General features: G+C 58.6%; 22 protein-coding genes, 1 tRNA gene and 1 pseudogene. 8 read left to right on the forward strand and 16 right to left on the reverse strand.

Annotated features, from left to right (window positions below):
* Positions 1-6 precede the first annotated feature (6 nt).
* Both lsrF and lsrG read left to right on the forward strand, forming a co-directional pair.
* On the forward strand, positions 7-894 hold the full coding sequence (gene lsrF / locus MKS11_RS00880; RefSeq protein WP_004206100.1) for a 3-hydroxy-5-phosphonooxypentane-2,4-dione thiolase: 888 nt from the start codon (positions 7-9) through the stop codon (positions 892-894).
* The gene (lsrG, locus tag MKS11_RS00885) at positions 891-1187 is read left to right on the forward strand and encodes a (4S)-4-hydroxy-5-phosphonooxypentane-2,3-dione isomerase (protein ID WP_004181386.1); all 297 of its coding nucleotides are present in this window, start codon (positions 891-893) and stop codon (positions 1185-1187) included. Before lsrF ends, lsrG begins: the two co-directional genes overlap by 4 nt.
* Positions 1188-1257: 70 nt before the next feature.
* Here lsrG and ygjG read toward each other — a convergent pair whose 3' ends face one another.
* Complete coding sequence (gene ygjG / locus MKS11_RS00890) at positions 1258-2637, reverse strand: putrescine aminotransferase (RefSeq protein WP_032426172.1); 1380 nt, start codon at positions 2635-2637, stop codon at positions 1258-1260.
* A 257-nt stretch (positions 2638-2894) separates the two neighbouring features.
* A complete protein-coding gene (locus MKS11_RS00895) occupies positions 2895-3449 on the reverse strand; it encodes a PadR family transcriptional regulator (protein WP_087770952.1) in 555 nt (184 codons plus the stop codon).
* Positions 3450-3687: 238 nt separating this feature from the next.
* Between MKS11_RS00895 and MKS11_RS00900 the strand changes: the two genes are divergently transcribed.
* Positions 3688-4464, forward strand: coding sequence for a siderophore-interacting protein (locus MKS11_RS00900; protein ID WP_176377249.1), 777 nt, complete (start codon positions 3688-3690; stop codon positions 4462-4464).
* Between the two features lie 163 nt (positions 4465-4627).
* On the opposite strand, the gene MKS11_RS00905 is transcribed toward MKS11_RS00900, so the two are convergent.
* The 5 genes from MKS11_RS00905 to MKS11_RS00925 form a co-directional block, all read right to left on the reverse strand.
* Positions 4628-6277 (reverse strand): glycerone kinase, encoded by a 1650-nt coding sequence (locus MKS11_RS00905; RefSeq protein ID WP_017899724.1) that lies wholly within the window; start codon positions 6275-6277, stop codon positions 4628-4630.
* 74 nt (positions 6278-6351) lie between these two features.
* Positions 6352-7773, reverse strand: coding sequence for a dihydroxyacetone kinase phosphoryl donor subunit DhaM (gene dhaM, locus MKS11_RS00910; RefSeq protein ID WP_087770949.1), 1422 nt, complete (start codon positions 7771-7773; stop codon positions 6352-6354).
* A 10-nt stretch (positions 7774-7783) separates the two neighbouring features.
* Positions 7784-8416, reverse strand: a complete 633-nt coding sequence (gene dhaL / locus MKS11_RS00915; protein ID WP_017899726.1) for a dihydroxyacetone kinase subunit DhaL — start codon at positions 8414-8416, stop codon at positions 7784-7786.
* A gap of 10 nt (positions 8417-8426) precedes the next feature.
* On the reverse strand, positions 8427-9497 hold the full coding sequence (dhaK, locus tag MKS11_RS00920) for a dihydroxyacetone kinase subunit DhaK (RefSeq protein WP_004206091.1): 1071 nt from the start codon (positions 9495-9497) through the stop codon (positions 8427-8429).
* A 173-nt stretch (positions 9498-9670) separates the two neighbouring features.
* Positions 9671-9856 (reverse strand): hypothetical protein, encoded by a 186-nt coding sequence (locus tag MKS11_RS00925; protein WP_087770974.1) that lies wholly within the window; start codon positions 9854-9856, stop codon positions 9671-9673.
* Between the two features lie 251 nt (positions 9857-10107).
* On the opposite strand from MKS11_RS00925, the gene MKS11_RS00930 reads away from it, so the two are divergent.
* Positions 10108-11205 carry a glycerol dehydrogenase gene (locus tag MKS11_RS00930; RefSeq protein ID WP_008806556.1) on the forward strand — a complete coding sequence of 366 codons (1098 nt, stop codon included), beginning with the start codon at positions 10108-10110 and terminating at the stop codon, positions 11203-11205.
* A gap of 101 nt (positions 11206-11306) precedes the next feature.
* Complete coding sequence (gene dhaR / locus MKS11_RS00935; RefSeq protein ID WP_087770947.1) at positions 11307-13232, forward strand: dihydroxyacetone kinase operon transcriptional regulator DhaR; 1926 nt, start codon at positions 11307-11309, stop codon at positions 13230-13232.
* On the opposite strand, the pseudogene MKS11_RS00940 reads toward dhaR, so the two are convergent.
* From MKS11_RS00940 to MKS11_RS00950, 3 genes and pseudogenes are all read right to left on the reverse strand, one after another.
* A pseudogene (locus tag MKS11_RS00940) lies at positions 13210-13341 on the reverse strand (cobalamin adenosyltransferase); the annotation flags it as partial. The gene dhaR and the pseudogene MKS11_RS00940 sit on opposite strands and share 23 nt — an antisense overlap.
* Positions 13342-13421: 80 nt before the next feature.
* Positions 13422-13727, reverse strand: coding sequence for an acid-activated periplasmic chaperone HdeB (gene hdeB / locus MKS11_RS00945; RefSeq protein WP_004206087.1), 306 nt, complete (start codon positions 13725-13727; stop codon positions 13422-13424).
* A gap of 26 nt (positions 13728-13753) precedes the next feature.
* Positions 13754-14329, reverse strand: a complete 576-nt coding sequence (locus tag MKS11_RS00950) for an HdeD family acid-resistance protein (RefSeq protein ID WP_023319177.1) — start codon at positions 14327-14329, stop codon at positions 13754-13756.
* A gap of 239 nt (positions 14330-14568) precedes the next feature.
* Here MKS11_RS00950 and MKS11_RS00955 point away from each other — a divergent pair, with 239 nt between their 5' ends.
* Positions 14569-15231, forward strand: a complete 663-nt coding sequence (locus MKS11_RS00955; RefSeq protein ID WP_072140371.1) for a YfdX family protein — start codon at positions 14569-14571, stop codon at positions 15229-15231.
* 89 nt (positions 15232-15320) lie between these two features.
* Here MKS11_RS00955 and MKS11_RS00960 read toward each other — a convergent pair whose 3' ends face one another.
* A complete protein-coding gene (locus MKS11_RS00960) occupies positions 15321-18563 on the reverse strand; it encodes an ATP-binding protein (RefSeq protein ID WP_284109349.1) in 3243 nt (1080 codons plus the stop codon).
* 4 nt (positions 18564-18567) lie between these two features.
* Positions 18568-19182, reverse strand: a complete 615-nt coding sequence (gene evgA / locus MKS11_RS00965) for an acid-sensing system DNA-binding response regulator EvgA (RefSeq protein WP_004205283.1) — start codon at positions 19180-19182, stop codon at positions 18568-18570.
* A 300-nt stretch (positions 19183-19482) separates the two neighbouring features.
* Between evgA and MKS11_RS00970 the strand changes: the two genes are divergently transcribed.
* A complete protein-coding gene (locus MKS11_RS00970) occupies positions 19483-19848 on the forward strand; it encodes an HdeA/HdeB family chaperone (protein ID WP_072140372.1) in 366 nt (121 codons plus the stop codon).
* Positions 19849-19916: 68 nt separating this feature from the next.
* Here MKS11_RS00970 and MKS11_RS00975 read toward each other — a convergent pair whose 3' ends face one another.
* Entirely contained in the window at positions 19917-20189 is a 273-nt protein-coding gene (locus MKS11_RS00975; RefSeq protein ID WP_087770945.1) for a hypothetical protein, read from the reverse strand.
* Between the two features lie 568 nt (positions 20190-20757).
* A tRNA-Ile gene (locus MKS11_RS00980) sits at positions 20758-20833 on the reverse strand.
* A gap of 124 nt (positions 20834-20957) precedes the next feature.
* On the opposite strand from MKS11_RS00980, the gene mug reads away from it, so the two are divergent.
* Positions 20958-21464: a G/U mismatch-specific DNA glycosylase gene (gene mug, locus MKS11_RS00985; RefSeq protein ID WP_004205266.1), complete on the forward strand. Its 507-nt coding sequence runs from the start codon at positions 20958-20960 to the stop codon at positions 21462-21464.
* Positions 21465-21563: 99 nt separating this feature from the next.
* Here the strand turns inward: mug and rpoD are convergent, their stop codons facing one another.
* A complete protein-coding gene (rpoD, locus tag MKS11_RS00990) occupies positions 21564-23405 on the reverse strand; it encodes an RNA polymerase sigma factor RpoD (protein ID WP_004174339.1) in 1842 nt (613 codons plus the stop codon).
* Positions 23406-23624: 219 nt separating this feature from the next.
* Entirely contained in the window at positions 23625-25370 is a 1746-nt protein-coding gene (dnaG, locus tag MKS11_RS00995; RefSeq protein WP_017899733.1) for a DNA primase, read from the reverse strand.
* Positions 25371-25438 lie beyond the last annotated feature (68 nt).

The raw sequence follows: 25438 nt of genomic DNA on the forward strand, positions 1-25438 counted from the left end.
GATGAGATGGCTGATTTAGATGATATCAAAGAGGGCAAGGACTTCGGCCTCGACCGCCCGCAGCAGAACACGCTGTACACCCTGAAAGGCTGCGGCTCGCTGGACTGGGGCATGCAGTCGCGGCTGGCGCGCATTTTTAATCCGCACAGCAACCGCACGGTCATGCTGGCCTTCGACCACGGTTACTTCCAGGGGCCAACCACCGGGCTGGAGCGTATCGACCTGTCGATTGCGCCGCTGTTCGAGGAGACCGACGTGCTGATGTGTACCCGCGGCGTATTGCGCAGTCAAGTACCGGCGGCGACCAATAAACCGGTGGTGCTGCGCGCCTCCGGCGGTAACTCGATTTTGAGTGAACTCTCCAACGAATGCGTGGCGGTGGCGATGGAGGACGCCCTGCGTCTCAACGTTTGCGCGGTGGCGGCGCAGGTCTATATCGGCAGCGAATACGAACATCAGTCGATCAATAACATCATCAAACTGGTGGACGCCGGCAACCGCTACGGTATGCCGGTACTGGCGGTCACTGGCGTCGGCAAAGAGATGGCCCGCGACGCCCGCTACTTCTCGCTGGCCAGCCGGATTGCCGCCGAAATGGGGGCGCAGTTTGTGAAGACTTATTTTGTTGAGGACGGTTTTGAGAAAGTGACCGCCAGCTGCCCGGTACCGATCGTCATCGCCGGGGGCAAAAAGCTGCCGGAGCATGAGGCGCTGGAGATGTGCTGGCGGGCGATCGACCAGGGGGCGTCCGGGGTGGATATGGGACGCAATATCTTCCAGTCCAGCGCCCCACGGGCGATGCTGAAGGCGGTGAAAAAGGTGGTGCATGAGAATCTGAACGCGCGCGAAGCGTACCAGTTCTGGCAGGAAGAGAAACAGGGAGAGCGGAAATGAACGTGACGCTGGTGGAGATCAATATCAAACCGGAGCGGGTCGACGAGTTTCTCGAGGTATTTCGCGCCAACCACGAAGGCGCGCTGCGGGAGCCGGGCAACCTGCGCTTTGATGTCCTGCAGGATCCGGAAGTGAAGACCCGCTTTTTTATCTACGAAGCCTATAAAGACGATGAGGCGGTGCTGGCGCACAAGAAAACCCCGCACTATTTAGCCTGCGTCGAAAAGCTGGAGGAGATGATGTCGCAGCCGCGGCAGAAGCGCAGCTTTATCGGCCTGCTGCCGCAGGTGTGAGAGAAAACCAGAGGAGAAGGTAACCCCGGCCCTCTCCCATGGAGAGAGGGTCGGGGGGAGGGGCAGTGTATTACGCCTCTGCAACCGAGACGCGCAGGGCCGCCAGCGCCTTACGCGCCGCCTTCAGCACCTGCTCGCACTGCTCAAGGGTGAGCGTCAGCGGCGGTTCAACGCGGATCGTCTTGGCGTTGTTTAACGTCCCGGCGACCAGCACCCGCTGTCTGAACATCTCGCTGGCAAAGTCGTAGCCAATCTCGTTATCGACAAACTCGATGGCCATCAGCATGCCTTTCCCGCGCACATCATTCACCAGGTCCGGATACTCCTGCGCCAGCAGGCGGAAACCGTCCAGCAGTATATCGCCTTTCTGCGCCGCCTGCGCCGGCAGGTTTTGCGTCAACAGCACGTTGATGGTCGCCAGCGCCGCCGCACAGGCCAGCGGGTTGCCGCCGAAGGTGGTGGTGTGCAGGAACGGGTTGTCGAACAGCACCGAGAAGACCTCCTCCGTCGCCACCGTCGCGCCGATCGGCATCACGCCGCCGCCGAGCGCTTTCGCCAGACACAGGATGTCAGGCTGAACGTTCTCATGCTCGCAGGCGAACATCTTGCCGGTGCGGCCCATACCGGTCTGCACTTCGTCGAGGATCAGCAGGGCGCCAAACTCGTCGCACAGTTTGCGCACCGCCGGCAAATACCCCGTCGGCGGCAGGATCACCCCCCCTTCGCCCTGAATCGGCTCAAGGATCACCGCCGCGACGTCGTCGCCGGTTTTCTTGCACTCGCTCAGCATGGTGCGCATGGCGTTGATATCGCCGAACGGCACATGGCGGAAGCCCGGCAGCAGCGGCATAAACGGTTTGCGGAAAGTCGACTTGGCGGTGGCTGACAGCGCCCCCAGCGATTTGCCGTGGAAGGCGCCGCTGGTGGCGATGAAGGTGAATTTACCTCGCGGCGACTGATAGGCTTTCGCCAGCTTGATGGCCGCCTCTACCGATTCGGTACCGCTGTTGCAGAAGAAGCTGTACTTCAGTTTGCCGGGCGTTAAGGCCGCCAGGGTTTTAGCCAGCATCGCGCGTAGCGGGTCCAGCAGTTCCTGACTGTGAAGCGGTTGTTTCGCGAGTTGATTCTCGACGGCGGATACCACAACTGGATTACGGTGCCCTACATTGAAGATGCCAAACCCGCCAAGGCAGTCGATAAACTCCTGTCCCTGGGTGTCGACAAGCGTATTTAACCCTCCCGCTTGCCACTCTACGGCTCCGTAATCCCCGCCGGCTGTGACCGATTTTCGATACTCTAAAAACCCCGGATTCACATGCTCTTTAAAGTATTCTCTAACCTCCTGGTTAAGTGCTTTCATTTCCTCATGGTCAAGCGTGCGCTTTTCAATGAGATTCAGTGCGTGTGCGCTGCAGGCCAGAGCCGATGCGCTGGAAGGTAACCTGTTCAAAATGTGCTCCTGGGGCGGACGTATCACACGATACTGGATTAAGTATTGCAGGGATTACGCCAGTTCGGCAGAAGCGGTGAAAATCGGGATAAATGCAAAGTAAAAGACGAAATGTGTAAAATTTAATCTCATGGCGCCATTATTGGCACGTTTTATTCCTGAGCTGGCGAGATTTTCTGCCTTGCGGCCTTTAGCGGGACGAGCCGTCGTGGTGCGGGCTGCCCCAGCGCGGGGCAGCCGATGGTGAGAAAAGAGGCTTAATCTAGCTGGGAGATCTCCATCGCCGCATGGTCGATAATGCCAATGATCTGCTTGAGCTGGGCGGTGCTGCTGGCCTGCTGGTTCACTTTCAGGTCGAGGACCGCTTTGAAATTCTCCAGCGCGCGCTTCATCTGCGGATCTCTGCGCAGCTCGCAGCCGACCATCCGCGCCTGCAAACGCGCCTGGATATGGGCCAGGTGCTCCTGGTTCTCCGCGTGCAGCTGTTTCCCCTCTTCGCTGATGACGATTTTTTTGCGTCCGTTGTCGTCTTCCACGCTGATAAGGCCCTGGTCCTGGAGCAGATCCAGCGTCGGGTAGATCACCCCCGGGCTGGGGCTGTAGTTCCCCTGGGTGAGGGTTTCGATCTCTTTGATCAGCTCATAGCCGTGGCTGGCGCTGCGGCTGAGGATGTCCAGAATAATCAGCCGCAGTTCGCCGTGGCCAAAGAAACGCTGGCGACGTCCGCCGCCGCGACGGCCATGGTCGCCGTGTTCGCTGGGATCGCTGTGGCGCCCGCGTGGCCCACGCCCCTCTTCATGATGATGTCGCATGGTTACCTCTCGTTGTGTTTTGATATATCTAATTTATATCTAAAAAATGAATATTCGCAATGCAACTTACGATTTATTTTTTAATGTTTTGATATTTATATATTTATTTATGATGTGCGTATTTTAATGCGGTTTGTTTTGACTATATCAAAAAAAGACTTGCATTCTTTTTAGTTGGCAATCATTATCATTTGCATCGAGTTTAGATATATCTATTTACTGTTCACGAAGGCGATCGATGATGACAAAAACCAAAGCAGACAAGTACCCGCAGCGTGTCCGCAATGAGCTGCGTTTCCGTGAGCTGACGGTGCTGCGCGTGGAGCGCGCAGGCGCGGCCTTCCAGCGCATCGTGCTGGGAGGCGAGGCGCTGGAAGGTTTCGTTTCCCGCGGCTTTGACGACCACACCAAGCTTTTCTTCCCGGGACCGGGCGCGGCGTTTGCGCCGCCGCAGGTGACCGAGGAGGGGATCGACTGGGGTGAGGGCGTGCGGCCTGCTACCCGCGACTATACGCCGCTGTACGATGCCGAACGCCATGAGCTGGCGTATGACTTCTTTATCCACGATGGCGGAATTGCCAGCCGCTGGGCGCTGGAGGCAAAAGTGGGCGATAAGCTGGTGATCGGCGGTCCGCGCGGCTCGCTGGTGGTGCCGGAGGATTACGCCTGGCAATTATATGTCTGCGATGAGTCCGGTATGCCGGCGCTGCGTCGTCGCCTGCTGGGATTGCGTCAGCTGGCGGTGACGCCGCAGGTGACGGCCATCGTCACTATCGCTGATGCGTCATATAAAGATTATTTGGCGGATCTCGACGGCTTTAACATCGAGTGGGTGGTGGGCCACAATCCGGCGTTCGTCGCCGAGCGTCTGGCCCAGGAGAAGGTGCCGGCGGAGGATTATTTCATCTGGCTGACCGGTGAAGGCGCGGTGGTGAAATCGCTGCTGGCGCGCTTTGAAGATGAGAGCATCGATCAGCAGCTGGTGCGTTCGCAGGCGTACTGGCACAGCAAGTAAAGCAAGTAAAAAGCCATCGTGGTAAAACCCGGATAGCGGCGCGTAGTGCCTTATCCGGGCTAACCGCGATGCCGTTTTTTGTCGGGTGTCGGCTAACGCCTTACCCGACCTACCCTTCGGCGCTGTGACGTTGCCCCGGTAAGCGCAGCGCCACCGGGGAGGCTTATCGTTCCGCCAGCGCCTTAAACACCATCGCCACCGCGTGGGCGCCTGGGTCCATGTTGCCGAGCAGGCTGTCGCTGTTGAGATAGGACGCTCGTCCGGCGCCGGCTTTGCTCGACTGGCAGGTGCGATCCGCGCCGGCCTGCGCCGCGGCAAAAGCGGCCTGCAGGTTCTCCGGTTCGGCCAGCAGCGCCGTCAGCGCCGGCTGCAGAGCATCGATCATTGTCCGGTCGCCTTCATCGGCGCCGCCGTAAAATTTCATCTGCTCCAGACCAGCGTTCAGCGCCTCGGCCACGCTGGCGCCTTGCTCCAGTTTCTGCCCGGCAGCGGTGAAGAAGATCGACATCAATACCCCGCTGGAGCCGCCCATCACCACCGTCAGGCGTTCGCCCGTCAGCGCAAACAGCGTGGGCAGGTCGTTCAGCGGCAGCTGCTGGCGCTGCAGCAGGTCGGCAATCTCACGCGCCCCGGCGGCGAAGGTGGAGCCGGTATCGCCATCGCCCACTTTGGCATCCAGCGCGTTGAGATGATCTTCAAGCCCGACGAGGGTGCTGGTCACCTGCGCGACGTAATCGCCCACCTGCGGGTTGGCAGAGGGCGTAAAGTCGACGCGTGCGCTGGCGAGAGTGGAGGGCATGATGTTAACTGTCCGCGGCTGCACCGGCCGTGGCCAGCCGGCGGTTTCCACATCCGCCAGCAGCGCTTTCTCAATACTCTCTTCCAGCACGATGGCGCTCAGCGAGAAACCCTTCATATCCAGGGCCGTCACCAGCGAGGCCGGGCCAATCAGCCAGTCAACGCGTGCCTGCAGCGGCGTGTTAGCCAGTTCGCGGGTCAGGATCGCCATTTCGGCCACCGACACGCCGCCGAGGTTATTGAGCATCACCGCCAGACGGCCGGTTTCCGGCAGGGCGGCGGTCAGTTTTTCCACCATCAGGTTGATGATGTCCGCACTGTTTTGCGTGGCGATGGTGGAGGCGCCAGGCTCGCCGTGGATGCCCATTCCCAGCTCGGCGTGACCGGCCTGATGGCGCGGCGCGCTGTCGGCCTCCTGTGGCAGATGGCAGCTGGCCAGCGCCACCCCGATGCTGGCGGTGTGGTTGGCGGCGTACTGCGCTTCGCGCAGAACGGTGGCGAGGTTGTAGCCGCGTTCGGCAAAATAGCCCGCCACCTTATGGACGAACAGCGTACCGGCGATGCCCCGCGGCTGTTTATTATCCGGCAGCGAAATGTCGTCGCCAACGATCAGCATTTCCACGTTGTAGCCAAGACGGCGCGCTTTCTCCGCCGCCAGGCCAAAGTTCAGCCGGTCGCCGGTATAGTTTTTTACGATCAGCAGGCAGCCCGCCTCGCCGGTCACCGCCTGAATGGCGGTAAGCACCGCGTCGACGCTCGGCGAGGCGAACAGATCGCCACAGACTGCGGCGGTCAGCATGCCTTTACCAATAAAGCCGACGTGCGCCGGTTCGTGGCCGGCGCCACCGCCGGAGATCACCGCCACGTTGTTTTTATTCAGGTCGCGACGGACCACCACCCGGATCGCCGGGTCGCTCTCCAGCCGGGCGAGGTTATTCCACGGACTGGCGATGATGGTTCCCTCAATCACGTCGTTGACGAGGCTGGCGCGCTGGTTAAAAAAGAATTGAGACATAGTGGTTCCTGAAGAGTAAGCGAAAACTCACCCTCCGGAGGCAGACCTCCGGAGCGGTAATGGTCAAAGTGGATTTAGTGGCGGATAAGGCGCTGGTGGCGCATATCGAGCGTGATGGGCTCGCCGGGCTGCACGCTATTCAGCGCCTCGCCCTGCTGGCACAGCCAGGCGATCCCCGCCGCGCGGGCGATAATCGCGCCGTGGGCCTGTTCGCTGCCGTCGCGCAGGCACAGACCTTTGACGCGACTGGCATCCAGTTGCAGGACGGTCGACGGGAACATGTTGTCGGCGATAATGATGGTCGGCTCGCCGGGCGTCGGCAGCGTCTCCTGAACGTCCTGCAGATGGCGCAGGGTGCGCTGCAGAATATCTTCGATATCGATATAGCGCGCCTGCAGATAGGGGTCATCCAGCTGGCGATACTGCTGGCTGAGCTCCATCAGCACCTGATGCCACGCCCATTCCGCCGAGCACGGCTCGGTGAGCAGACGATCGTTGGCAGCATCAAACAGATCCTCATCGTCGAGCAGGGTGTGGTGCCCGGCGAAAATCGCCGCGATGTCGGCGTTAAATTTATTCTCCGCCAGCCCGGTCAGGGCGGTGAGCTCCGCCAGCGTCTGGTCGATGGCCCGGCGCAGTCGCTGCTGCTCGCGGGCGACATCGGCGGCGGCCGGACGCACAGGTTGGATCAGGGCCAGCGGATAGCGCAGCGCGATGCCTTCGACGCGCCCGGAGGCGGCAGGGGCTGCTGCCGGTTGCGCCGCAGGCGATTCGCCGAAGTTATCGGCGGCCAGCGCCTGAAACGCCGCCAGCGCCGCATCGGCCTCTGGCCCACGGGCCAGCAGGCGCAGCTTGTCGTTGCGTCGCACCTGCAACAGGGCGATTTGGTTGAGGCTGTCCGGTTTGACGCACTTCCCGTTTTTCTCCAGCAGCAGATCGGCGTTAAAGCCTGCCAGCGCGGCGACCAGCTTCGACGCCGGACGCACGTGCAGGCCGTTGTGGTTCTGTATGACCACCGCAAGCGATTTGCTGTCGCCATCGTCGGCAAGCGTCGGCGTCGGGGCGGCGTCAGGGGTTGGCGAAGGTAAACCCAGCTGGATCCGTTTGGCCTCCAGGGCGTTCATGGCGTCGGCGATCACTTTGTCGATCCCGGCGCCGGAAGCGGCGCTGACGGTGGCCGCCAGCGTCCCCTCCACCAGCGGCGCGGCGCACAGCCGCACCTTCGCGGCAATCGCCGGTTCGAGCAGATCGAGAGCGGTCTCGGCGCTGAGCAACGCGCTGCCGATATCCATCATCACCAGCACGTGGTCGGTGTCGGCGACGGATTCGATCGCTTCCATGACCTTGATCGGGTCGGTGCCGATCGGGCTGTCGGGGTCGTCGATCCCGGCGGCGATCGCCAGCTTGCAGCCGTCGTTGATTAACATCTGCCGGGCCAGTTCTCCGACACCTTCGCCCAGCCGGGCGCTATGAGAAACAATAACCAGGTTTACCATCGCGATTTCCTTACTCTTTGGCCGCGGCGGCCAACATCTGCATCATAAACATCACTGACGTGGCGCCCGGATCCTGATGGCCGATGCTGCGTTCGCCAAGGTAGCTGGCGCGGCCTTTGCGCGCCTGCATGGTGATGGTGCTGTGGGCGCCGGCTTCCGCTGCTTTGCAGGCGGCATCCAGCGCGGCGGCGATCGACAGGTGCTGCTCGCTGGACTGGCGCAGGGAGTCCACCACCGGCAGCCAGACGTCGCACATGGTTTTATCCCCCGGCTCCGCTTTGCCGCGGTTGACGACGCCGTCCGCGCCTTCGCGGATCATCAGGTACAGTTCGTCGAGCGTCAGGCTCTGGTGAGCCTGAGTGACCTGCGCGGCGCGAATGAAGAAGGTGCCGAACAGCGGGCCGCTGGCGCCGCCGACGTTGGAGAGCAGCGTCATGCCAGTGTTTTTGAGGATAAAGCCAATATCTTTATCGGCAATCGACGGCAGCTTTTCCACTACCTTGCTGAAGCCGCGGTGCATGTTCAGGCCGTGATCGGCATCGCCGATCTCTTTATCGAGGCCGGTGAGAAAATCGCTCTCTTTGGTGAAGATATCGCCGCAGCGGTACAGCCAGTCGACGATTTGCGTTCTGTTCAGTGACATGTCGTGCTCCTTAGTTTCCCCAGTTCAGCGCCGGGGTATGAACCGGGGCGTCCCATAGCGCCAGCGTCTCATCATCCACTTTCAGCAGAGTGATGGAGAAGCCCGCCATATCCAGCGAGGTGCAGTAGCTACCGACGAGGTTGCGTTCGATGATGATGCCGGACGCTTCGCAGCGCTGGGCGAGACGGTGATACACACCGTACAGTTCGGACAGCGGGGTGGCGCCGAGGTTATTGACCAGCGCGATGACCCGGTCGCCGTTTTGCAGCGCGGTTTTGCTCTGCTTCACTTCCTGCCACGCGCCCTTGACGGTATCCCACTGGCGCAGCGTGCGGCTGTAGGCGCCATTCTCCAGCAGGGTATCGAACATCTCATCGACGGTTTGGTCCAGCGAGCTGAAGCGACGGCGGTCGATGCCCGGCTCGCCGTGAATGCCGACGCCGAACTCCATTTCATCGTCCTGCAGGGTAAAGGAAGGTTGTCCGGCGGCAGGTACGGTGCAGGCGCCGAGGGCGATGCCAATGGAGTGGCCGAGATTATTCAGGCGGCGCCCCAGTTCAGCGCAGGCCTCCAGCGAATCGCCGCGCTCGGCGGCGGCGCCGACCAGTTTTTCGATCAGTACGGTATTGGCGACGCCGCGGCGGCCTGCGGTATAGAGACTGTCCTTCACCGCCACGTCGTCGTCGACCACCACGGTGGTGACTTTAATGCCGCTCTCATGCAGCAGCTCGGTGGCGGTTTCGAAGTTCAGGATGTCGCCGGTGTAGTTTTTGATAATCAGCAGGACGCCTTCGCCGCCGTCAATCTGCATCGCGCATTCGAACATTTTATCTGGCGTCGGCGAGGTGAAGATTTCCCCCGGGCAGGCGCCAGAAAGCATCCCCTGGCCGATATAGCCGCAGTGCATTGGCTCATGGCCGCTGCCGCCGCCGGAGAGGAGGGCGACCTTGCCGGCCACCGGCGCATCGGCGCGGGTGACGTACAGCGGGTCCTGATGCAGGGTAAGCTGCGGGTGGGCTTTAGCCAGCCCCTGTAATTGTTCATTCAGTACATCTTCAACACGGTTAATCAGCTTTTTCATTATTCAGTGCTCCGTTGGAGAAGGTTCGATGCGGCCTCTCTGCTGGCGGAGGCGGTCATCGCGTAGGGGTATCGTCTGACGGTGCAGCGTGCCTGGCGATATGATGATTCTGGCTGAGCGGACGAAAAAAAGAATGCCCCGGCGATTGGGTTTCATTACGAAACATCGCCTGCTTATTTTGTTTCTTTATGGAACGTTTTTGCTGAGGAAACGGTGAAAATGCGAGCTGGCGCGCTTTTTTTCCTCTGCCTTAAGCGCCGGTCATCGCGGCTGGCGCAGCGGGCGGAAAAAAAATTTTTGCTAAATTTCCCCCGGCTGTGGGGAAAAAGCCTGCCGCTAAAGGGGGATAGTAGGGGAATTATGCGGCAGAGGAGCGGATCGGGATCGCAATCCTGACGGAGAACAGGGCTTTTTGTTCCAATATGGAACGTAAGAATTTAACCTGTGTTTCATATCAGAACAAAAAGGCGAAAGATTTTTTTGTTCCCTGCCGGCCCTACAGTGATCGCACTGCTCCGGTACATTCCGTTGAGGCCGCGCTTTACCGGCCGGCGCGGATAACGCCAGGGCTCATCATGTCTACATGCGCACTTATTTGAGGGTGAAAGGAATGCTAAAAGTTATTCAATCTCCAGCCAAATATCTTCAGGGTCCTGATGCTGCTGTTCTGTTCGGTCAATATGCCAAAAACCTGGCGGAGAGCTTCTTCGTCATCGCTGACGACTTCGTGATGAAGCTGGCGGGGGAGAAAGTGGTGAATGGCCTGCAGAGTCACGATATTCGCTGCCATGCGGAACGGTTTAACGGCGAATGCAGCCATGCGGAAATTAACCGCCTGATGGCGATTTTGCAAAAACAGGGCTGCCGCGGCGTGGTCGGCATCGGCGGCGGTAAGACCCTCGATACCGCGAAGGCGATCGGGTACTACCAGAAGCTGCCGGTGGTGGTGATCCCGACCATCGCTTCGACCGATGCGCCGACCAGCGCGCTGTCGGTGATCTACACCGAAGCGGGCGAGTTTGAAGAGTATCTGATCTATCCGAAAAACCCGGATATGGTGGTGATGGACACGGCGATTATCGCCAAAGCGCCGGTACGCCTGCTGGTCTCCGGCATGGGCGATGCGCTCTCCACCTGGTTTGAGGCCAAAGCCTGCTACGATGCGCGCGCCACCAGCATGGCCGGGGGGCAGTCCACCGAGGCGGCGCTGAGCCTGGCCCGCCTGTGCTATGATACGCTGCTGGCGGAGGGCGAAAAGGCCCGTCTGGCGGCGCAGGCCGGGGTGGTGACCGAAGCGCTGGAGCGCATCATCGAGGCAAACACCTACCTCAGCGGCATTGGCTTTGAAAGTAGCGGCCTGGCCGCCGCCCACGCGATCCACAACGGTTTCACCATTCTGGAAGAGTGTCACCACCTGTATCACGGCGAGAAAGTGGCCTTCGGCACCCTGGCGCAGCTGGTGCTGCAGAACAGCCCGATGGACGAGATTGAAACCGTGCTGGGCTTCTGCCAGCGCGTCGGCCTGCCGGTGACCCTCGCGCAGATGGGCGTCAAAGAGGGGATCGACGCGAAAATCGCCGCGGTGGCGAAAGCCACCTGCGCGGAAGGAGAGACCATCCACAATATGCCGTTCGCGGTGACCCCGGAAAGCGTGCACGCCGCTATCCTCACCGCCGATCTGTTAGGCCAGCAGTGGCTGGCGCGTTAATTCGCGGTGGCTAAACCGCTGGCGCCGGTCAGCGGTTTTTCTTTCTCCCCTCTGGCAGTGGCTGCCGGAGGGGTTCTCTATGGTAAAACGCGGAAAACAGTATGACTGTTCAGACTCAGGATACCGGGAAGGCGGTCTCTGCCGTCATCGCCCAGTCATGGCATCGCTGCAGCAAGTTTATGCAGCGTGAAACCTGGCAAACGCCGCACCAGGCCCAGGGCCTGACTTTTGACTCTATCTGTCGGCGTAAAACCGCGCTGCTGACCATCGGTCAGGCGGCGCTGGAGGACGCCTGGGAGTTTATGGACGGTCGCCCCTGCGCGCTGTTTATTCTTGATGAGACCGCCTGCATCCTGAGCCGCTGCGGCGAACCGCAAACGCTGGCGCAGTTGGATGACCTGGGATTTCGCGACGGCAGCTACTGCGCGGAGAGCATTATCGGCACCTGCGCGCTGTCGCTGGCCGCGATGCAGGGGCAGCCGATCAACACCGCCGGCGATCGGCATTTTAAGCAGGCCCTGCAGCCATGGAGCTTTTGTTCGACGCCGGTGTTCGATAACCACGGGCGCCTGTTCGGCTCTATCTCGCTTTGCTGTCTGGTGGAGCACCAGTCCAGCGCCGACCTTTCCCTGACGCTGGCCATCGCACGCGAGGTGGGCAATTCCCTGCTCACCGACAGCCTGCTGGCGGAATCCAACCGCCACCTTAATCAGATGTACGGCCTGCTGGAGAGTATGGACGACGGGGTGATGGCGTGGAACGAACAGGGGGTGCTGCAATTTCTCAATGTTCAGGCGGCGAGTCTGCTGCATCTTGATGCCCAGGCCAGCCAGGGGAAAAATATCGCCGATCTGGTGACCCTTCCGGCGCTGCTGCGCCGGGCCATCAAACACGCCCGCGGCCTGAATCACGTTGAAGTTACCTTTGAAAGCCAGCACCAGTTTATCGACGCGGTGATCACCTTAAAACCGATCGTCGAGGCGCAAGGCAACAGCTTTATTCTGCTGCTGCACCCGGTGGAGCAGATGCGGCAGCTGATGACCAGCCAGCTGGGCAAAGTCAGCCACACCTTTGAGCAGATGTCAGCCGACGATCCGGAAACCCGGCGGCTGATCCACTTTGGCCGCCAGGCGGCGCGCGGCGGCTTCCCGGTGCTGCTGTGCGGTGAAGAAGGGGTGGGGAAAGAGCTGCTGAGCCAGGCCATCCACAATGAAAGCGAGCGGGCGGGCGGCCCCTATATCGCCGTCAACTGCCAGCTGTATGCCGACAGCGTGCTGGGCCAGGACTTTATGGGCAGCGCCCCCACTGACGATGAAAATGGCCGCCTGAGCCGCCTTGAGCTGGCCAATGGCGGCACCCTGTTTCTGGAAAAAATTGAGTATCTGGCGCCGGAGCTGCAGTCGGCCCTGCTGCAGGTGATTAAGCAGGGAGTGCTTACCCGCCTCGACGCCCGCCGCCTGATCCCGGTGGATGTGAAGGTGATCGCCACCACCACCGTCGATCTGGCCAACCTGGTGGAACAGAACCGCTTTAGCCGCCAGCTGTACTATGCGCTGCACTCCTTCGAGATTGTCATCCCCCCGCTGCGCGCCCGGCGCAACAGCATCCCGTCGCTGGTGCATAACCGGCTGAAGAGCCTGGAGAAGCGTTTCTCTTCGCGGCTGAAAGTGGACGATGACGCGCTGGCCCAACTGGTGGCCTACTCGTGGCCGGGAAATGATTTTGAGCTTAACAGCGTGATAGAGAACATTGCCATCAGCAGCGACAACGGCCACATTCGGCTAAGCAACCTGCCGGAATATCTCTTTTCCGATCGGCCGGGGGTCGATAGCGGCTCATCGCTGCTGCCGGCCAGCCTGACCTTTAGCGCCATCGAAAAAGAGGCCATCATTCACGCTGCCCGGGTGACCAGCGGGCGGGTGCAGGAGATGTCGCAACTGCTGAATATTGGCCGCACCACCCTGTGGCGCAAAATGAAGCAGTACGATATCGACGCCAGCCAGTTCAAGCGCAAGCATCAGGCCTAGCCTCCTCGATACGCGCCATGGAGAACAGGGCGTCCGACAGACGATTGCTGTAGCGTTTGAGCGCGTCGCGCAGTGGGCCAAATTGACCATCCTCTGCCGTGCGAATGCGCTAGCGATGAGTGTGACGGGGCCCGCCGCATAACGGCGGGTAACGAGGTTAACTTTCCCCGGCAAGCGCCGGGGGAAGGCTTATTTTTTAATAACCGAGTTGAGGTCGCCGAGTTTAGCGGCGGGGTTCTTGTGGCACTGCTGCAGCATTTTCGGCACCGAGACGGTCTCGACTTCATGCCAGTCGACATAGTCCCCGCCGCTGAAGTCGGTGTTGCGATTCACTACCCAGAAGGCCACCGGGGTCATGCTTTTCGGGTTCATATCCATAAATTCCTGACAGGTCATATTCTGCGGTGTGGTTTCCTGTACCGCGAATGCCGGGCTGGTCATCAGACAGAATGTGGTCGCCGCCACGGTCAATACGAGTGCTTTAGGTAAATTCATTTTCTTCTCCAGTCATAAAATACGGCTTAAGCCCGAGCATGCTTCATCTTATTTCTCAGGACCAGAAAGCCGATGGCGCTAAATATCATTTCAACGCCGATAAATGCGGTAATAAATAACCAGCTTTGCTGCGGGTTCATTGCCAGCCACAGGCAGGCGATAATTAAATCCAGCAGGCCGATAAAAATATTCCAGCCAGCGCCGCTTTGTTTTCGGGTTTTACATCCGCTGACGATGCGGGAAATACCGCCGAGAACAAATAAAAAGCCGAATAAAAAGGCCAGACTGCTCATGCCGTTGAGGGGATTGACGACAAAACTCAGGCCGAGCACGATCCAGGCGATGGCGAAGATCAGCGCCACCAGGCGTGATTTCCAGTGCTGCTGACGGAAAACAATCAGGCTGTATAGCGAATAGAAGCCGCAGATCATGAACAACATGCCGGTCACCGTGGCGAGATACCAGCCGGCGACCAATGGCCAGGCCAGACAACAGGCTCCGCAGATAAACAGCAGGGCGGCCATCATGCCGGCATGCCGTTTATATCGAATGAAGACGCGTGGGCTAAACGCATTTAAGGTGTAATGGCTAAACATAAACATAATTGCTCCGCAGATCCGGTTGGCGGCCTGACGCTGAATAAAATACGTTATGATTTATTCAGCGGGCCAAAAGAAATGTCTGAGGAAAATAGTAGGCCGTGCCATCGCCAGGCGTAAATAAGAGTGCTGAGGTCACTTTATACGCCTTGTCTGACAGCTGTCAGACAAGGCCCGCAATATCGATTCCGGGCTCTGATTCTCAATAACCACGATATTTTTTAAGCTGGCTGCGTTTGGTGATGCTTACCGATTTTAATCAGGAGTTAACGATGAAAAAAGTCATTCTGGCGAGCCTGCTGGCAACCATGATGGGTACCTCTCCGGTGTGGGCAGCAGATAACGCGACGGCAGCGCCTGCCGCGGCAGCCACAGCGCAGGTGCAGAAAGAAGCCGCCGATGTGTTACAGGTGGCGGTTCAGGGCGCGAACGCGATGCGCGACGTCCAGTTCGCCCGTCTGGCGTTGTTTCACGGCCAGCCGGAGAGCGCCAAAAAACTGACAGACGACGCCGCCGCGCTGCTGGCCGCCGATGACGCCAGCTGGGCGAAGTTCGTGAAAACCGACGCGACAGCCAAAATGATCGCCGATCGCTATGTGGTGATCAATGCGACCATCGCCTTGTCTGAAGACTATGTGGCCACCCCGGAAAAAGAGAGTGCCATTAAATCTGCCAACGAAAAACTGGCGAAAGGCGATCAGAAAGGGGCTATCGATACCCTGCGCCTGGCCGGTATTGGCGTGATTGAGAACCAGTATCTGATGCCGCTTAACCAGACCCGTAAGGCGGTGGCGCAGGCGCAAAAACTGCTGAAAGCCGGGAAGTATTACGAAGCGAATCTGGTGCTGAAAGGCGCTGAAGAGGGCATCGTGGTGGACAGCGAGATGCTGGTGGCGGGTAACTGATACCTGTTCCACCCTGAGAGAGCGCAGAGGAAGAGACTGACAAGGATGTCCCCTTAACGGTCGGGCAGCGGACTGCCCGACCGGAACGGCTAGCGGCCGATGAGGGCGTCGATTTCGCCATCGATCTCGCGCATGACGCCGGTGATGCGCTGTACCACCTCCAGACAGCTTGCCGGCGTCAGCGAATCAGGCCGCTTAGCCTCAAAAGGGGCGCACAGTTGTTGTAGCGCAGTAATCCCCAGGATTTGTGCTGAACCGTGCAGACGGTGCAGCGCCCGCAGAAAGGTCTGCGGTTCATGCCGGGCGATAGCCTGTCCGGCGGCCTGTAAATCTGTGGCCGACGCATCGCGGAACGTCTCCAGCATCTCAGCCATCAGCGCCTGGTCTCCCCCCGTATTTTCGGTCAGCACGCTGAGCTTCAGATGCCGGGCGGCGTTAGGTGATGCGTGGCCCACCGCTAAGCGGCTGAGCTCATGGCTCAGCGTCTGAACCGACACTGGCTTAAACAGACACATATTCATGCCGCTGGCCAGACATGCCTCCCGCGACTGCGGCAGCGCGCTGGCGGTCACTCCCCAAATCACCAGGCTCGGGTAGCGTCGGCGTAACGACGCCGCCAGCGCCAGGCCATCTTTCTTCGGCATATTGAGGTCCGTGATCAGCAGATCGTAATGTTTGCCGGCGAGCTTATTCTCCGCTTCTTCACCGTCGCAGGCTTCATCGACACTGTAGCCGATAGTGTTGAGCTGGCGTTTGAGCAACAGCCGGTTGGTGGGGTGGTCGTCCGCTATCAATATCGACAGCCCGGGCAGGGCCTGCGGCCTAGCGGGCAACGCCTGTGGCGCGTGAATCGCGCAGCGACTCACCCTGACCGGCAGCGTGATGGTGAAAGTGGTCCCCACACCCGGACGGCTGACCATCTCCAGCCGGCCCTGCATCAACGTAACCAGCTCCTGGCAAATGACCAGCCCCAGCCCGGAGCCGGTCTGCTGGCGTCCCTGGCGCGCCTGGGCATAGCGATGAAAGAGGGTGGCCTGCTCTGCTTCACTGATCCCGCAGCCGCTGTCGCTAACGATGAGGGTCAGCTCTCCCTGTGTCTCATCCGCCTGCGCCAGCCGGCAGGAGATCTGAATCGCGCCCTCGGCGGTAAACTTCAGCGCATTGCCGATGAGATTATTGAGAATTTGCCGCAGCGCCTGAGGGTCGACCCACAGCGCGATCCCCTCCTGCAGAGGGAGATGGCTATGCAGCGCGATCCCCTTCTGCTGCGCCAGCGCGCCGAAGGTGTGGCACTGCTGCGACACCACCTGCGCCACATCGCTCCACTGTGGGGTGATCTGGTATTTTCCCGACTCAATCTTGTCGATATCGAGAATATTGCCGATAAGTCCCAGCAGGGTTTGCGCCGTCGACCCCGCCAGCTCGATCGCCTCTTTACGCTGACCGACGTTCAGCTCCGGTTTCGCCAGCAGTTCCAGAAAGCCGACGATGGCGCTCACCGGCGTGCGCAGCTCGTGGCTCATGCTGGCCAGAAAGCGACTCTTGGCTTTTGTCGCTTGAATCGCTTTGTCTTTTTCCCGCTCCAGCGCGCAGGAGAGGGCTTCCTTCTGCGCCAGCTCCTCTTCCAGCCGCTGCTGAGAGTCTTTGCGTTTGCGTACTTCCCGGCACAGGGAGAGTCCCCAGCCGAGGCTGATGGCGATCAGCACCAGCGCGAAGGCGATCAGCTGGTAAAACTGGCGGCTGTACTGGCTCCAGTTCTCTATTTGCTGGCTGGAGATTTTCGACCACTTCTCGGTCATCTGCAGAATATCCCGCGGCGGAATGGCCTGCAGCGCTTTGTTGAGCACGGCGGCCAGCACCGGTTCATCGCGTGGGATCGCCAGCCGAATGGCGGCGACCGGGAGTCCATCGATGCGGGTGTAGTGAAGATCTTGCGGATAGTAGTGATCGATCATATAGCGGGCGGAAAGCTCCGAGGCCACGGCGGCATCCGCCTCGCCTTCCTCCACCATCTTCATGGCGACACCAACGTTATCCGTCTCCACCCAGTTAACCTGCGGAAAGCGCGCTTTCAGGTCGTGGGCGGCGATCGGCCCCACCGGCAGGGCGATCCGTGCCGGGCGCGTCAGCAGATGCGGGTCGGGCGCGCTGCCGCGGGCGACCAGCACAAAGGCCACGTTAATGAGCGGCTCGCTGAGGGTGACGTAAGCCTGCGGCTGCGGGGTCAGGGTCGCGGCGGGCATGATCGCCCAATCCTCTTTTTCCATGCGCTTTGCCAGATCCTGACGATTGCGCACCAGAATAGGGTCAAACTGCAGCCCGGTCTGTAGTGAGAAAATATTCAGCATATCGGCCATGATGCCGCGCAGCTCATTTTCGTCATCCACCAGGGGAAAAGGTGGAAAGTAGGGGTTAACCAGCAGGCGGATGTGACGATGCTTCCGCAGCCAGCGCTGCTCCTCAGCGGTAAAAGGCAACGGGGTATTAAGAAACGACAGATCGCCGCGGTTGAGCCAGTTTTGCATGATCCGCATCGCGGTATCGCTGTCGATGGCGTGGATAAAACGGTCAAGGAGCTGGTGCAGCGCCGGTCGATCTTCACGGGTGACAAAGCGGTTGTGCTGCTCCTGCTGACGAAAATAGTGCGTGATGACCAGCGATTGCGAGAAATATTTCGAGATGCAGTGGCCGGTGGTGATGTTATTGCCGATGAAATACTGATTCTCGCCGCTGACCACCGAGGCGAGGGCCTGATAGTCGCTATCATAAAGGGTGATTTTGGCGTTGGGAAACGCCTGTTGAATAATATCGAAAAAGGCGCAATCGCGGGTGCAGGCTAGCTTGACGCGGCGGTCGGTGGTTAGCGGCGGCAGGGGGGATTTTAGCGAGGTGACCAGCGTCGGCCAGGTTTTGATCAGCGGTGCGGATTGAACCAGGCCCGGGGCGAGCGCATCCCGGTGCGCCACCTGAGTGAGCAGGGTATCGACCTGGCGGTCGGCCAGGGCGGCCAGCGCCTGCTGCTCGGTGTCATATTGGCGGATAACCACCTTTAGCCCGAGGCTGTGCGCCATCAGCGCCAGATAGTCGGCGTTAATCCCCTGATAGCTTTCTTCGTCGCTGTCGTAGACGACGGGCGTCATCTCAGGGAGCCAGGTGCCGACGATCAGCGTTGGCTGGGCGGCCAGCCAGGCCTTTGCCTTATCGTTGAGCGGAATGTCGATCGCCGCAATGTGGGCATGGCTTTTCAGCTCCAGTTGCTTCATGGCAAACGCGGAGGGAGAGAGACTCAGCGCCAGCCCGACAATCAGGGATAAAATAAGACGAATGACCATGCCATCACCCTATTTTATTGCGTTGCGCAAAGTCATAAAGCTCAAGCAGGGAGCTGCAGCCTAATTTATCCATCAGACGGACCTTATAGGTGCTTACCGTCTTATTGCTGATATTCATTTTGCTGCCGATGGTGGTGTAGTCGATGCCGCTGAGAATATAGCGGAAGACCTTCATCTCCTGCGTTGACAGCGTATCCAGTCGGTCCTGATCGGTGATGCCGTGGGTGCAGAAGCGCTCCAGTGAAAAAGGGAAATAGCTGTAGCCATTATTGGCCGCGTCGATCGCGGCGAGGATATTATTCATTCCCTCTTTTTTACTCACAAAACCATTGGCCCCGCAGTCGGCGCTACGTTTGCCGTAAAACAGTTCATTCTTGGCGGAAATGACGATGATTTTTCCCCGGTAGCGGCGTTTTCGCAGCTGCTCCAGAACGTCTATGCCGCTGAGTTCCGGAATATCAACGTCGACGATCAGCAGGTCAGGCTGCATGGTTTCGGCGGTCTGTACCGCATGGGCGCCGCTGTCGAGTTCCGCTGCGACGGTAATGCCGTTGCTGTCGAGAAGGTTGCGAATGGCGATACGTGCCAATGGATGATCGTCAATGATTATCGCATTCATGGGGGCGTAAATCCTGATATGAAAAAAGAGGGCGATGCCTGATGCAGGTGCGGCGGGGGTTATTTTTATCGGTGCCGTAATAAGGCGCAATTGTAACACAAATCGTTTTCGGCCGGGAAAATATTGTGGATGTGTGCCTGCCGAATATATTTGCATATCGGGATGACAGCTGTAGGAAAAGGCGTTCGCTTGCTTCAGCGCTGTCTGCTGTTAAAAAAAATGCAAACGATTAATCTGCGCTTTTTAAGGTGAGGTGCCGGGAATATCGTCCGGTGACAGCTGGCAGGTAAAATAATAACAATGGTAAAAGCAAAGCGCCCCCTCTGGCGAAAATGGGCTTGGAAACGTCTGATGGCAGGAATAATCGTCCTGGCAATAAGTAACGCCGCGGTGGGAAAGGACGTGACGACCACTGAGGCGCGGACGCGCGATATGATGCGCTGTCAGGATTATCTGCAGCTGGATCCGCGCACCTGGACGCCGATGGTGATCTGGCTGATGAACGATCCTTTTTCCCTGCAGCCGCCGGAGTGGACCGACTTCCATGAAGCCGAGCTGGTGCTGACGCCGATCCTCACCGAAATCTGCCGTCAGGAGCCAGATGCCTGGCTGACTTCGCTGCGGGAACGGCTCAATTCTTATCAGCAGGTGCGGTCGCTGAACTAAGCGACCGCGGTAAAGCGGCAGAAAAAGTGACTAAACGTGCAGTTAGCGGCCAATTTCTGCGCCGAAGATCAGCAGCGGCCCGCTTTTTTCGACAGGGCGTCGCAGGTTTTGCTCGCTGGCGTCGGGTTGGCGCCGGCACAGATGGCATCCGAGACGGTGCTACTGCCGCCCAGCGGGATCAGTCCATACAGTTTCGGCTCGGCGGCTTTAGTCACATAGCAGCGATGGCGGTTGTTGCCGATGGTCGCCACAAAGTTGGTTTTCACATCCTGCTGCTTCGCATCGGAAATGGTCACCTGCGAAACATCGACATTAAAGGCAAAAGCGGCGGCTTCTTTCATTTCGCTTTCCGTCGCCATCGGTGGTTTAGCTACGCAACCCGTTAATAACAGTGCCAGACAGGTACTGACTGATATATCCCGTATTTTCATATTTTCATCCTTTTGTGTGAGTCAGCGGGTTGTATATATGAGCGACGGGAGGGGGGTGTTGATTTTGATCAGCTGGTACAGGGAAGGGGTATTTTTCGGAAATTGGCCTGAATTGTTAAAGTTATCGTGAGCAGTATGAATTCCAGCGTTGCGGGAATGAAAGGTGTTTTATGCCGACCTTGCGTAGTAAGACAGAGTAAACAGGAACGCGGCAATGATGGACTGGTTTCGGGAGGTGGGCAACGCAGATGGCCTGCGCAAACTTTTGCCAGGATAGAGCACTGTCTATTTTAGCGTAAGCGTAAATTTTCCTTTTCGCGATAACGGATTTTTTATCCTCTTAGCGGAATGGCAAGAAAATGCTGACCACGCGCATTACTCAACGGCTTATGTTGCCATTTTATCGCTATTCTAAAATTTAGAAACAAAAAAGCCACTCTTTAGAGTGGCCTAACTGTATGTATTTACTGCTAAAATTTGGTGGCCCCTGTTGGGTTTGAACCAACGACCAAGCGATTATGAGTCGCCTGCTCTAACCACTGAGCTAAGGGGCCGTGGCGAGGGATTATAAAGTAACTGACGGTTGCAATCCAGCGTAAAGCGCGCAGCTGCTGTTTTTATAAACAATGCATTTTCAATCCTTTATAATCATGTTTTAGCCATACAGCCGGAGAAAACATGATTAGCGATATCCTTGCGCCGGGCCTGCGCGTCGTCTTTTGCGGTATCAACCCGGGGAAGTCTTCCGCCCATACCGGCTTTCATTTTGCCCATCCTGGCAACCGCTTCTGGAAGGTCATCCATCAGGCCGGTTTTACCGATCGGCAGCTCAGGCCGGAAGAGGAGCTGCAGCTGCTGGATACGCGCTGCGGCATCACCATGCTGGTTGAGCGTCCGACGGTGCAGGCCAGCGAGGTTGCCCTGCAGGAGCTGCGCAGCGGCGGCCGTGAGCTGGTGAAGAAGATTGAGGAGTATCAGCCGCAGGCCCTGGCGGTGCTCGGCAAGCAGGCCTTCGAGCTGGCCTTTAACCAGCGCGGGGCGAAGTGGGGGAAACAGGCGATGACCATTGGCACGACCCAGGTGTGGGTGCTGCCCAATCCCAGCGGTTTAAACCGGGCGACGCTCGATAAGCTGGTGGCGGCCTATCGTGAACTGGATGATGCCCTGGCGACCCGCGGTCAGTAGCGGAGAGCGGCGGCTTTCCCCGAGCGGCCAGCGAAACGCCATAAAAAAAGCTCCCCGCAGGGAGCTTTTTAACCGGCTTTGGACGCTGTTCCGCGACGATTAATCGTCGAGGAAGCTACGCAGCACTTCAGAACGGCTCGGGTGGCGCAGTTTACGCAGCGCCTTCGCTTCGATCTGACGGATACGTTCGCGAGTAACGTCGAACTGTTTACCCACTTCTTCCAGCGTGTGGTCGGTGTTCATGTCGATACCGAAACGCATACGCAGGACTTTCGCTTCACGAGCGGTAAGGCCGGCCAGCACGTCGTGCGTTGCCGCACGCAGGCTCTCGGTGGTCGCGGAATCCAGCGGCAGCTCGAGGGTGGTATCCTCGATGAAATCCCCCAGATGCGAATCTTCATCGTCGCCGATCGGCGTTTCCATGGAGATAGGCTCTTTGGCGATCTTCAGCACCTTACGGATTTTGTCTTCCGGCATCAGCATGCGCTCGGCCAGCTCTTCCGGGGTCGGTTCACGGCCCATCTCCTGCAGCATCTGACGGGAGATACGGTTGAGCTTGTTAATGGTCTCAATCATATGCACCGGAATACGGATGGTGCGCGCCTGATCCGCGATAGAGCGGGTGATCGCCTGACGGATCCACCAGGTAGCGTAGGTCGAGAACTTGTAGCCGCGACGGTATTCGAACTTATCCACCGCTTTCATCAGACCGATGTTGCCTTCCTGAATCAGATCGAGGAACTGCAGACCGCGGTTGGTGTATTTCTTGGCGATCGAGATAACCAGACGCAGGTTCGCTTCCACCATCTCTTTCTTCGCACGGCGGGCTTTCGCTTCACCGATGGACATACGGCGGTTGATGTCTTTAACCTGCTCGATGGTCAGGCCGGTCTCTTCTTCGATCTGCTGCAGCTTCTGCAGGCCGCGCTGCACGTCTTCTTTCACTTCCAGCAGCTTCTCGGACCACGGCTTGTTCATCGCCACCGCGGCGTTGAACCAGGTTTCGCTGGTTTCGTTGCCGGTGAACAGGGTGATGAAGTTTTTCTTCGGCATTTTGCACTGCTCAACGCACAGCTTCATGATGATACGTTCCTGAGTACGAACGCGATCCATCATGCTACGCATGCTGTTGACCAGGTAATCGAACTGCTTCGGCACCAGGCGGAACTGCTTGAAGACTTCAGACAGCTTCAGGATCTCTTCCTGGGCGGCGGCATGGCTACGACCTTTGGCTTTGATAGTGTCGCGGGTCAGCTCGTACTGGGTACGCAGCTCGGCGAACTTCTCACGGGCCAGCTCAGGGTCGATGCTGTTGTCGTCATCGCTGTTGTCGTCGGCGTCTTCATCTTCGTCTTCGTCTTCGTCGTCATCCATCTCTTCCTGAGACAGCTCGGAGCCAACGTGGGTGGCGGTCGGCGCCATATCTTCTTCGGCGTTCGGATCGACGAAACCGGTGATCAGATCGGACAGACGGGCTTCTTCCGCTTCCACGCGGTCGTACTGCTCAAGCAGGTAGGTGATCGCTTCCGGGTATTCGGCAACGGAGCACTGCACCTGGTTGATGCCGTCTTCAATGCGTTTGGCGATGTCGATTTCGCCTTCACGGGTCAGCAGCTCTACGGTACCCATTTCACGCATGTACATGCGCACCGGGTCGGTCGTACGCCCGATTTCGGATTCCACGCTGGAGAGCACCTGCGCGGCGGCTTCGGCAGCATCTTCATCCGCGGTGTTTTCGGCAAGCATCAGATCATCGGCATCCGGTGCTTCTTCCATCACCTGAATGCCCATGTCGTTGATCATTTGGATGATGTCTTCGATCTGATCGGAATCGACGATATCTTCCGGCAGATGGTCATTGACCTCGGCATAGGTCAGATAGCCTTGCTCCTTACCACGTTGGACAAGAAGCTTCAGCTGTGACTGCGGGTTTTGCTCCATAAGACGGTATCCACACTTAATTCGTTTGATTGGTGTCGACAGGCGGGCTGTCGACATTTAAAGCGAGGGCGTACTTATATTATTGCCGCTGCGCCTCTGCGCGGCTGTCGGGGGCTTCCCGATCGATACTCGGCACTTAAGCCGTTAAATACGGTGTCCTTCACGTTGCTCTGCGTTCTGCTGCTGCATCAATGCAACGTGAATGACTGAGTCTGTCATTTATTTCTTCGCCAGCTCCTGGCTGATGGTCCAGAGCTCCCGGCGTTCCTCACTGCTTAAACCGTGTGTGCGATCGCGAGCAATCAACTCTTCCTGTCGCAGTTCCAGCAGTGAATCAAACATATGGTTGAGCGAGTCGGTGAAGGTTTGTTCAGCGATATCTTTATCTGCTATATCGTCCCACATCGACAGTTTTTCAAGGGTTGCGGCCTCTTTTGTGCCGCGATATTGCTCTAAAAGTTGCCCGGTAGTCAGACCAGGCTGCGCCAGACAGCTCTTCACCAGCTCGCCGAACAGGCTCAGCCCCGGCATTTTGCGCGAGTCCAGCCCCTCCAGCGGTGGGACTAACGGCGCCAGATCCGGGTTTTGCACCAGCAGTCCTATCAGTATACGCATGGTCGTGCGTTTTAGCTGTGGTGCGGGGCGCGGGGCGCCATTTTCCGCCTGTTTTGGCATTAAACGTTCAAGCTGGGCGTCATCTAAAATGCCCAGCTTGTTGCCCAGCTCCTGACGCAAATAGATGCGCAGGGTTTCGCCCGGTACCTGGGTTATCAGCGGCAGCGCCAGCGTGCTCAGCTGCGCGCGCCCGTCCGGCGTGCTGAGGTCGACCTGCGGCAGCAGGCTGTTAAACAAGAACGTGGAGAGCGGCTGAGCCTGCTCCATCCGCGCCTCGAACGCCGCTTTGCCCTCTTTACGCACCAGCGTATCCGGGTCTTCGCCGTCAGGCAGAAACATAAAGCGCAGCTGGCGACCATCGGTCATGTACGGCAGCGCCGTCTCCAGCGCGCGCCAGGCGGCATCGCGGCCGGCCCGGTCGCCGTCGTAGCAGCAGATGACGTTATTGGTCACCCGGAACAGCAGCTGGATATGATCGGCCGTGGTCGAGGTACCCAGCGAGGCGACAGCATAATTGATGTCGTACTGCGCCAGCGCCACGACGTCCATATAGCCTTCGACAACCAGCAAACGCGGTGGTTCGGGGTTGTCCTGCTGCGCTTCATACAGGCCATATAGCTGACGGCCTTTATGGAATATGTCGGTTTCCGGGGAGTTGAGATACTTCGGCAGGGCATCGCCCAGCACCCGTCCGCCAAACCCAATCACCCGGCCTCGCTTATCGCGGATGGGGAACATCACCCGTTCGCGGAAGCGGTCGTAACTGCGTCCCTGATCGTTGGTGACCAGCATGCCGGCATCAATAAGCGACTGGCGGTTTTCCTGATTGCCGCCAAAACGTTTTAAAACGTTATCCCAACCTGGGGGAGCATAGCCGATGGCAAAGCGCGTAATCACCTCGCTGCTTAACCCCCGTTTTGCCAGGTACTGGCGCGCAGGGTCGGCGGCGGGCTGCATCAGAGACTGTTGATAAAACGTATTCAGACCATCCAGTAACTGGTAGAGGTTCTGCCGTTGATGGCGCTCTATCTGGCTGGGTCCGTTGCCTGCTTCATAAGGCACTTCGAGGTTGTGCATGGCGGCCAGCTCTTCGACCGTTTCCACGAACTCGAGCTTGTCGTAGTTCATCAGGAAATCGATAGCATTGCCGTGCGCCCCGCAGCCGAAGCAGTGGTAAAACTGTTTTTCACCGTTGACGGTGAAAGAGGGGGTTTTTTCGTTATGGAACGGACAGCACGCGTGAAAATTTTTGCCCTGCTTTTTCAGCTTTACCCGCGCATCGATCAGATCGACGATGTCGGTTCTGGCAAGCAGATCGCTAATAAATACACGTGGAATTCGTCCAGCCATAAGCCCCGTTATTTCTGATGACTATAAACGAAAATAAGCCGCGCATTCCTTTCGGAAGCACGGCCTTA

Origin of the sequence: Klebsiella sp. K5-45 (assembly GCF_030128605.1) — a bacterium.
GTDB lineage: Bacteria > Pseudomonadota > Gammaproteobacteria > Enterobacterales > Enterobacteriaceae > Klebsiella > Klebsiella quasipneumoniae.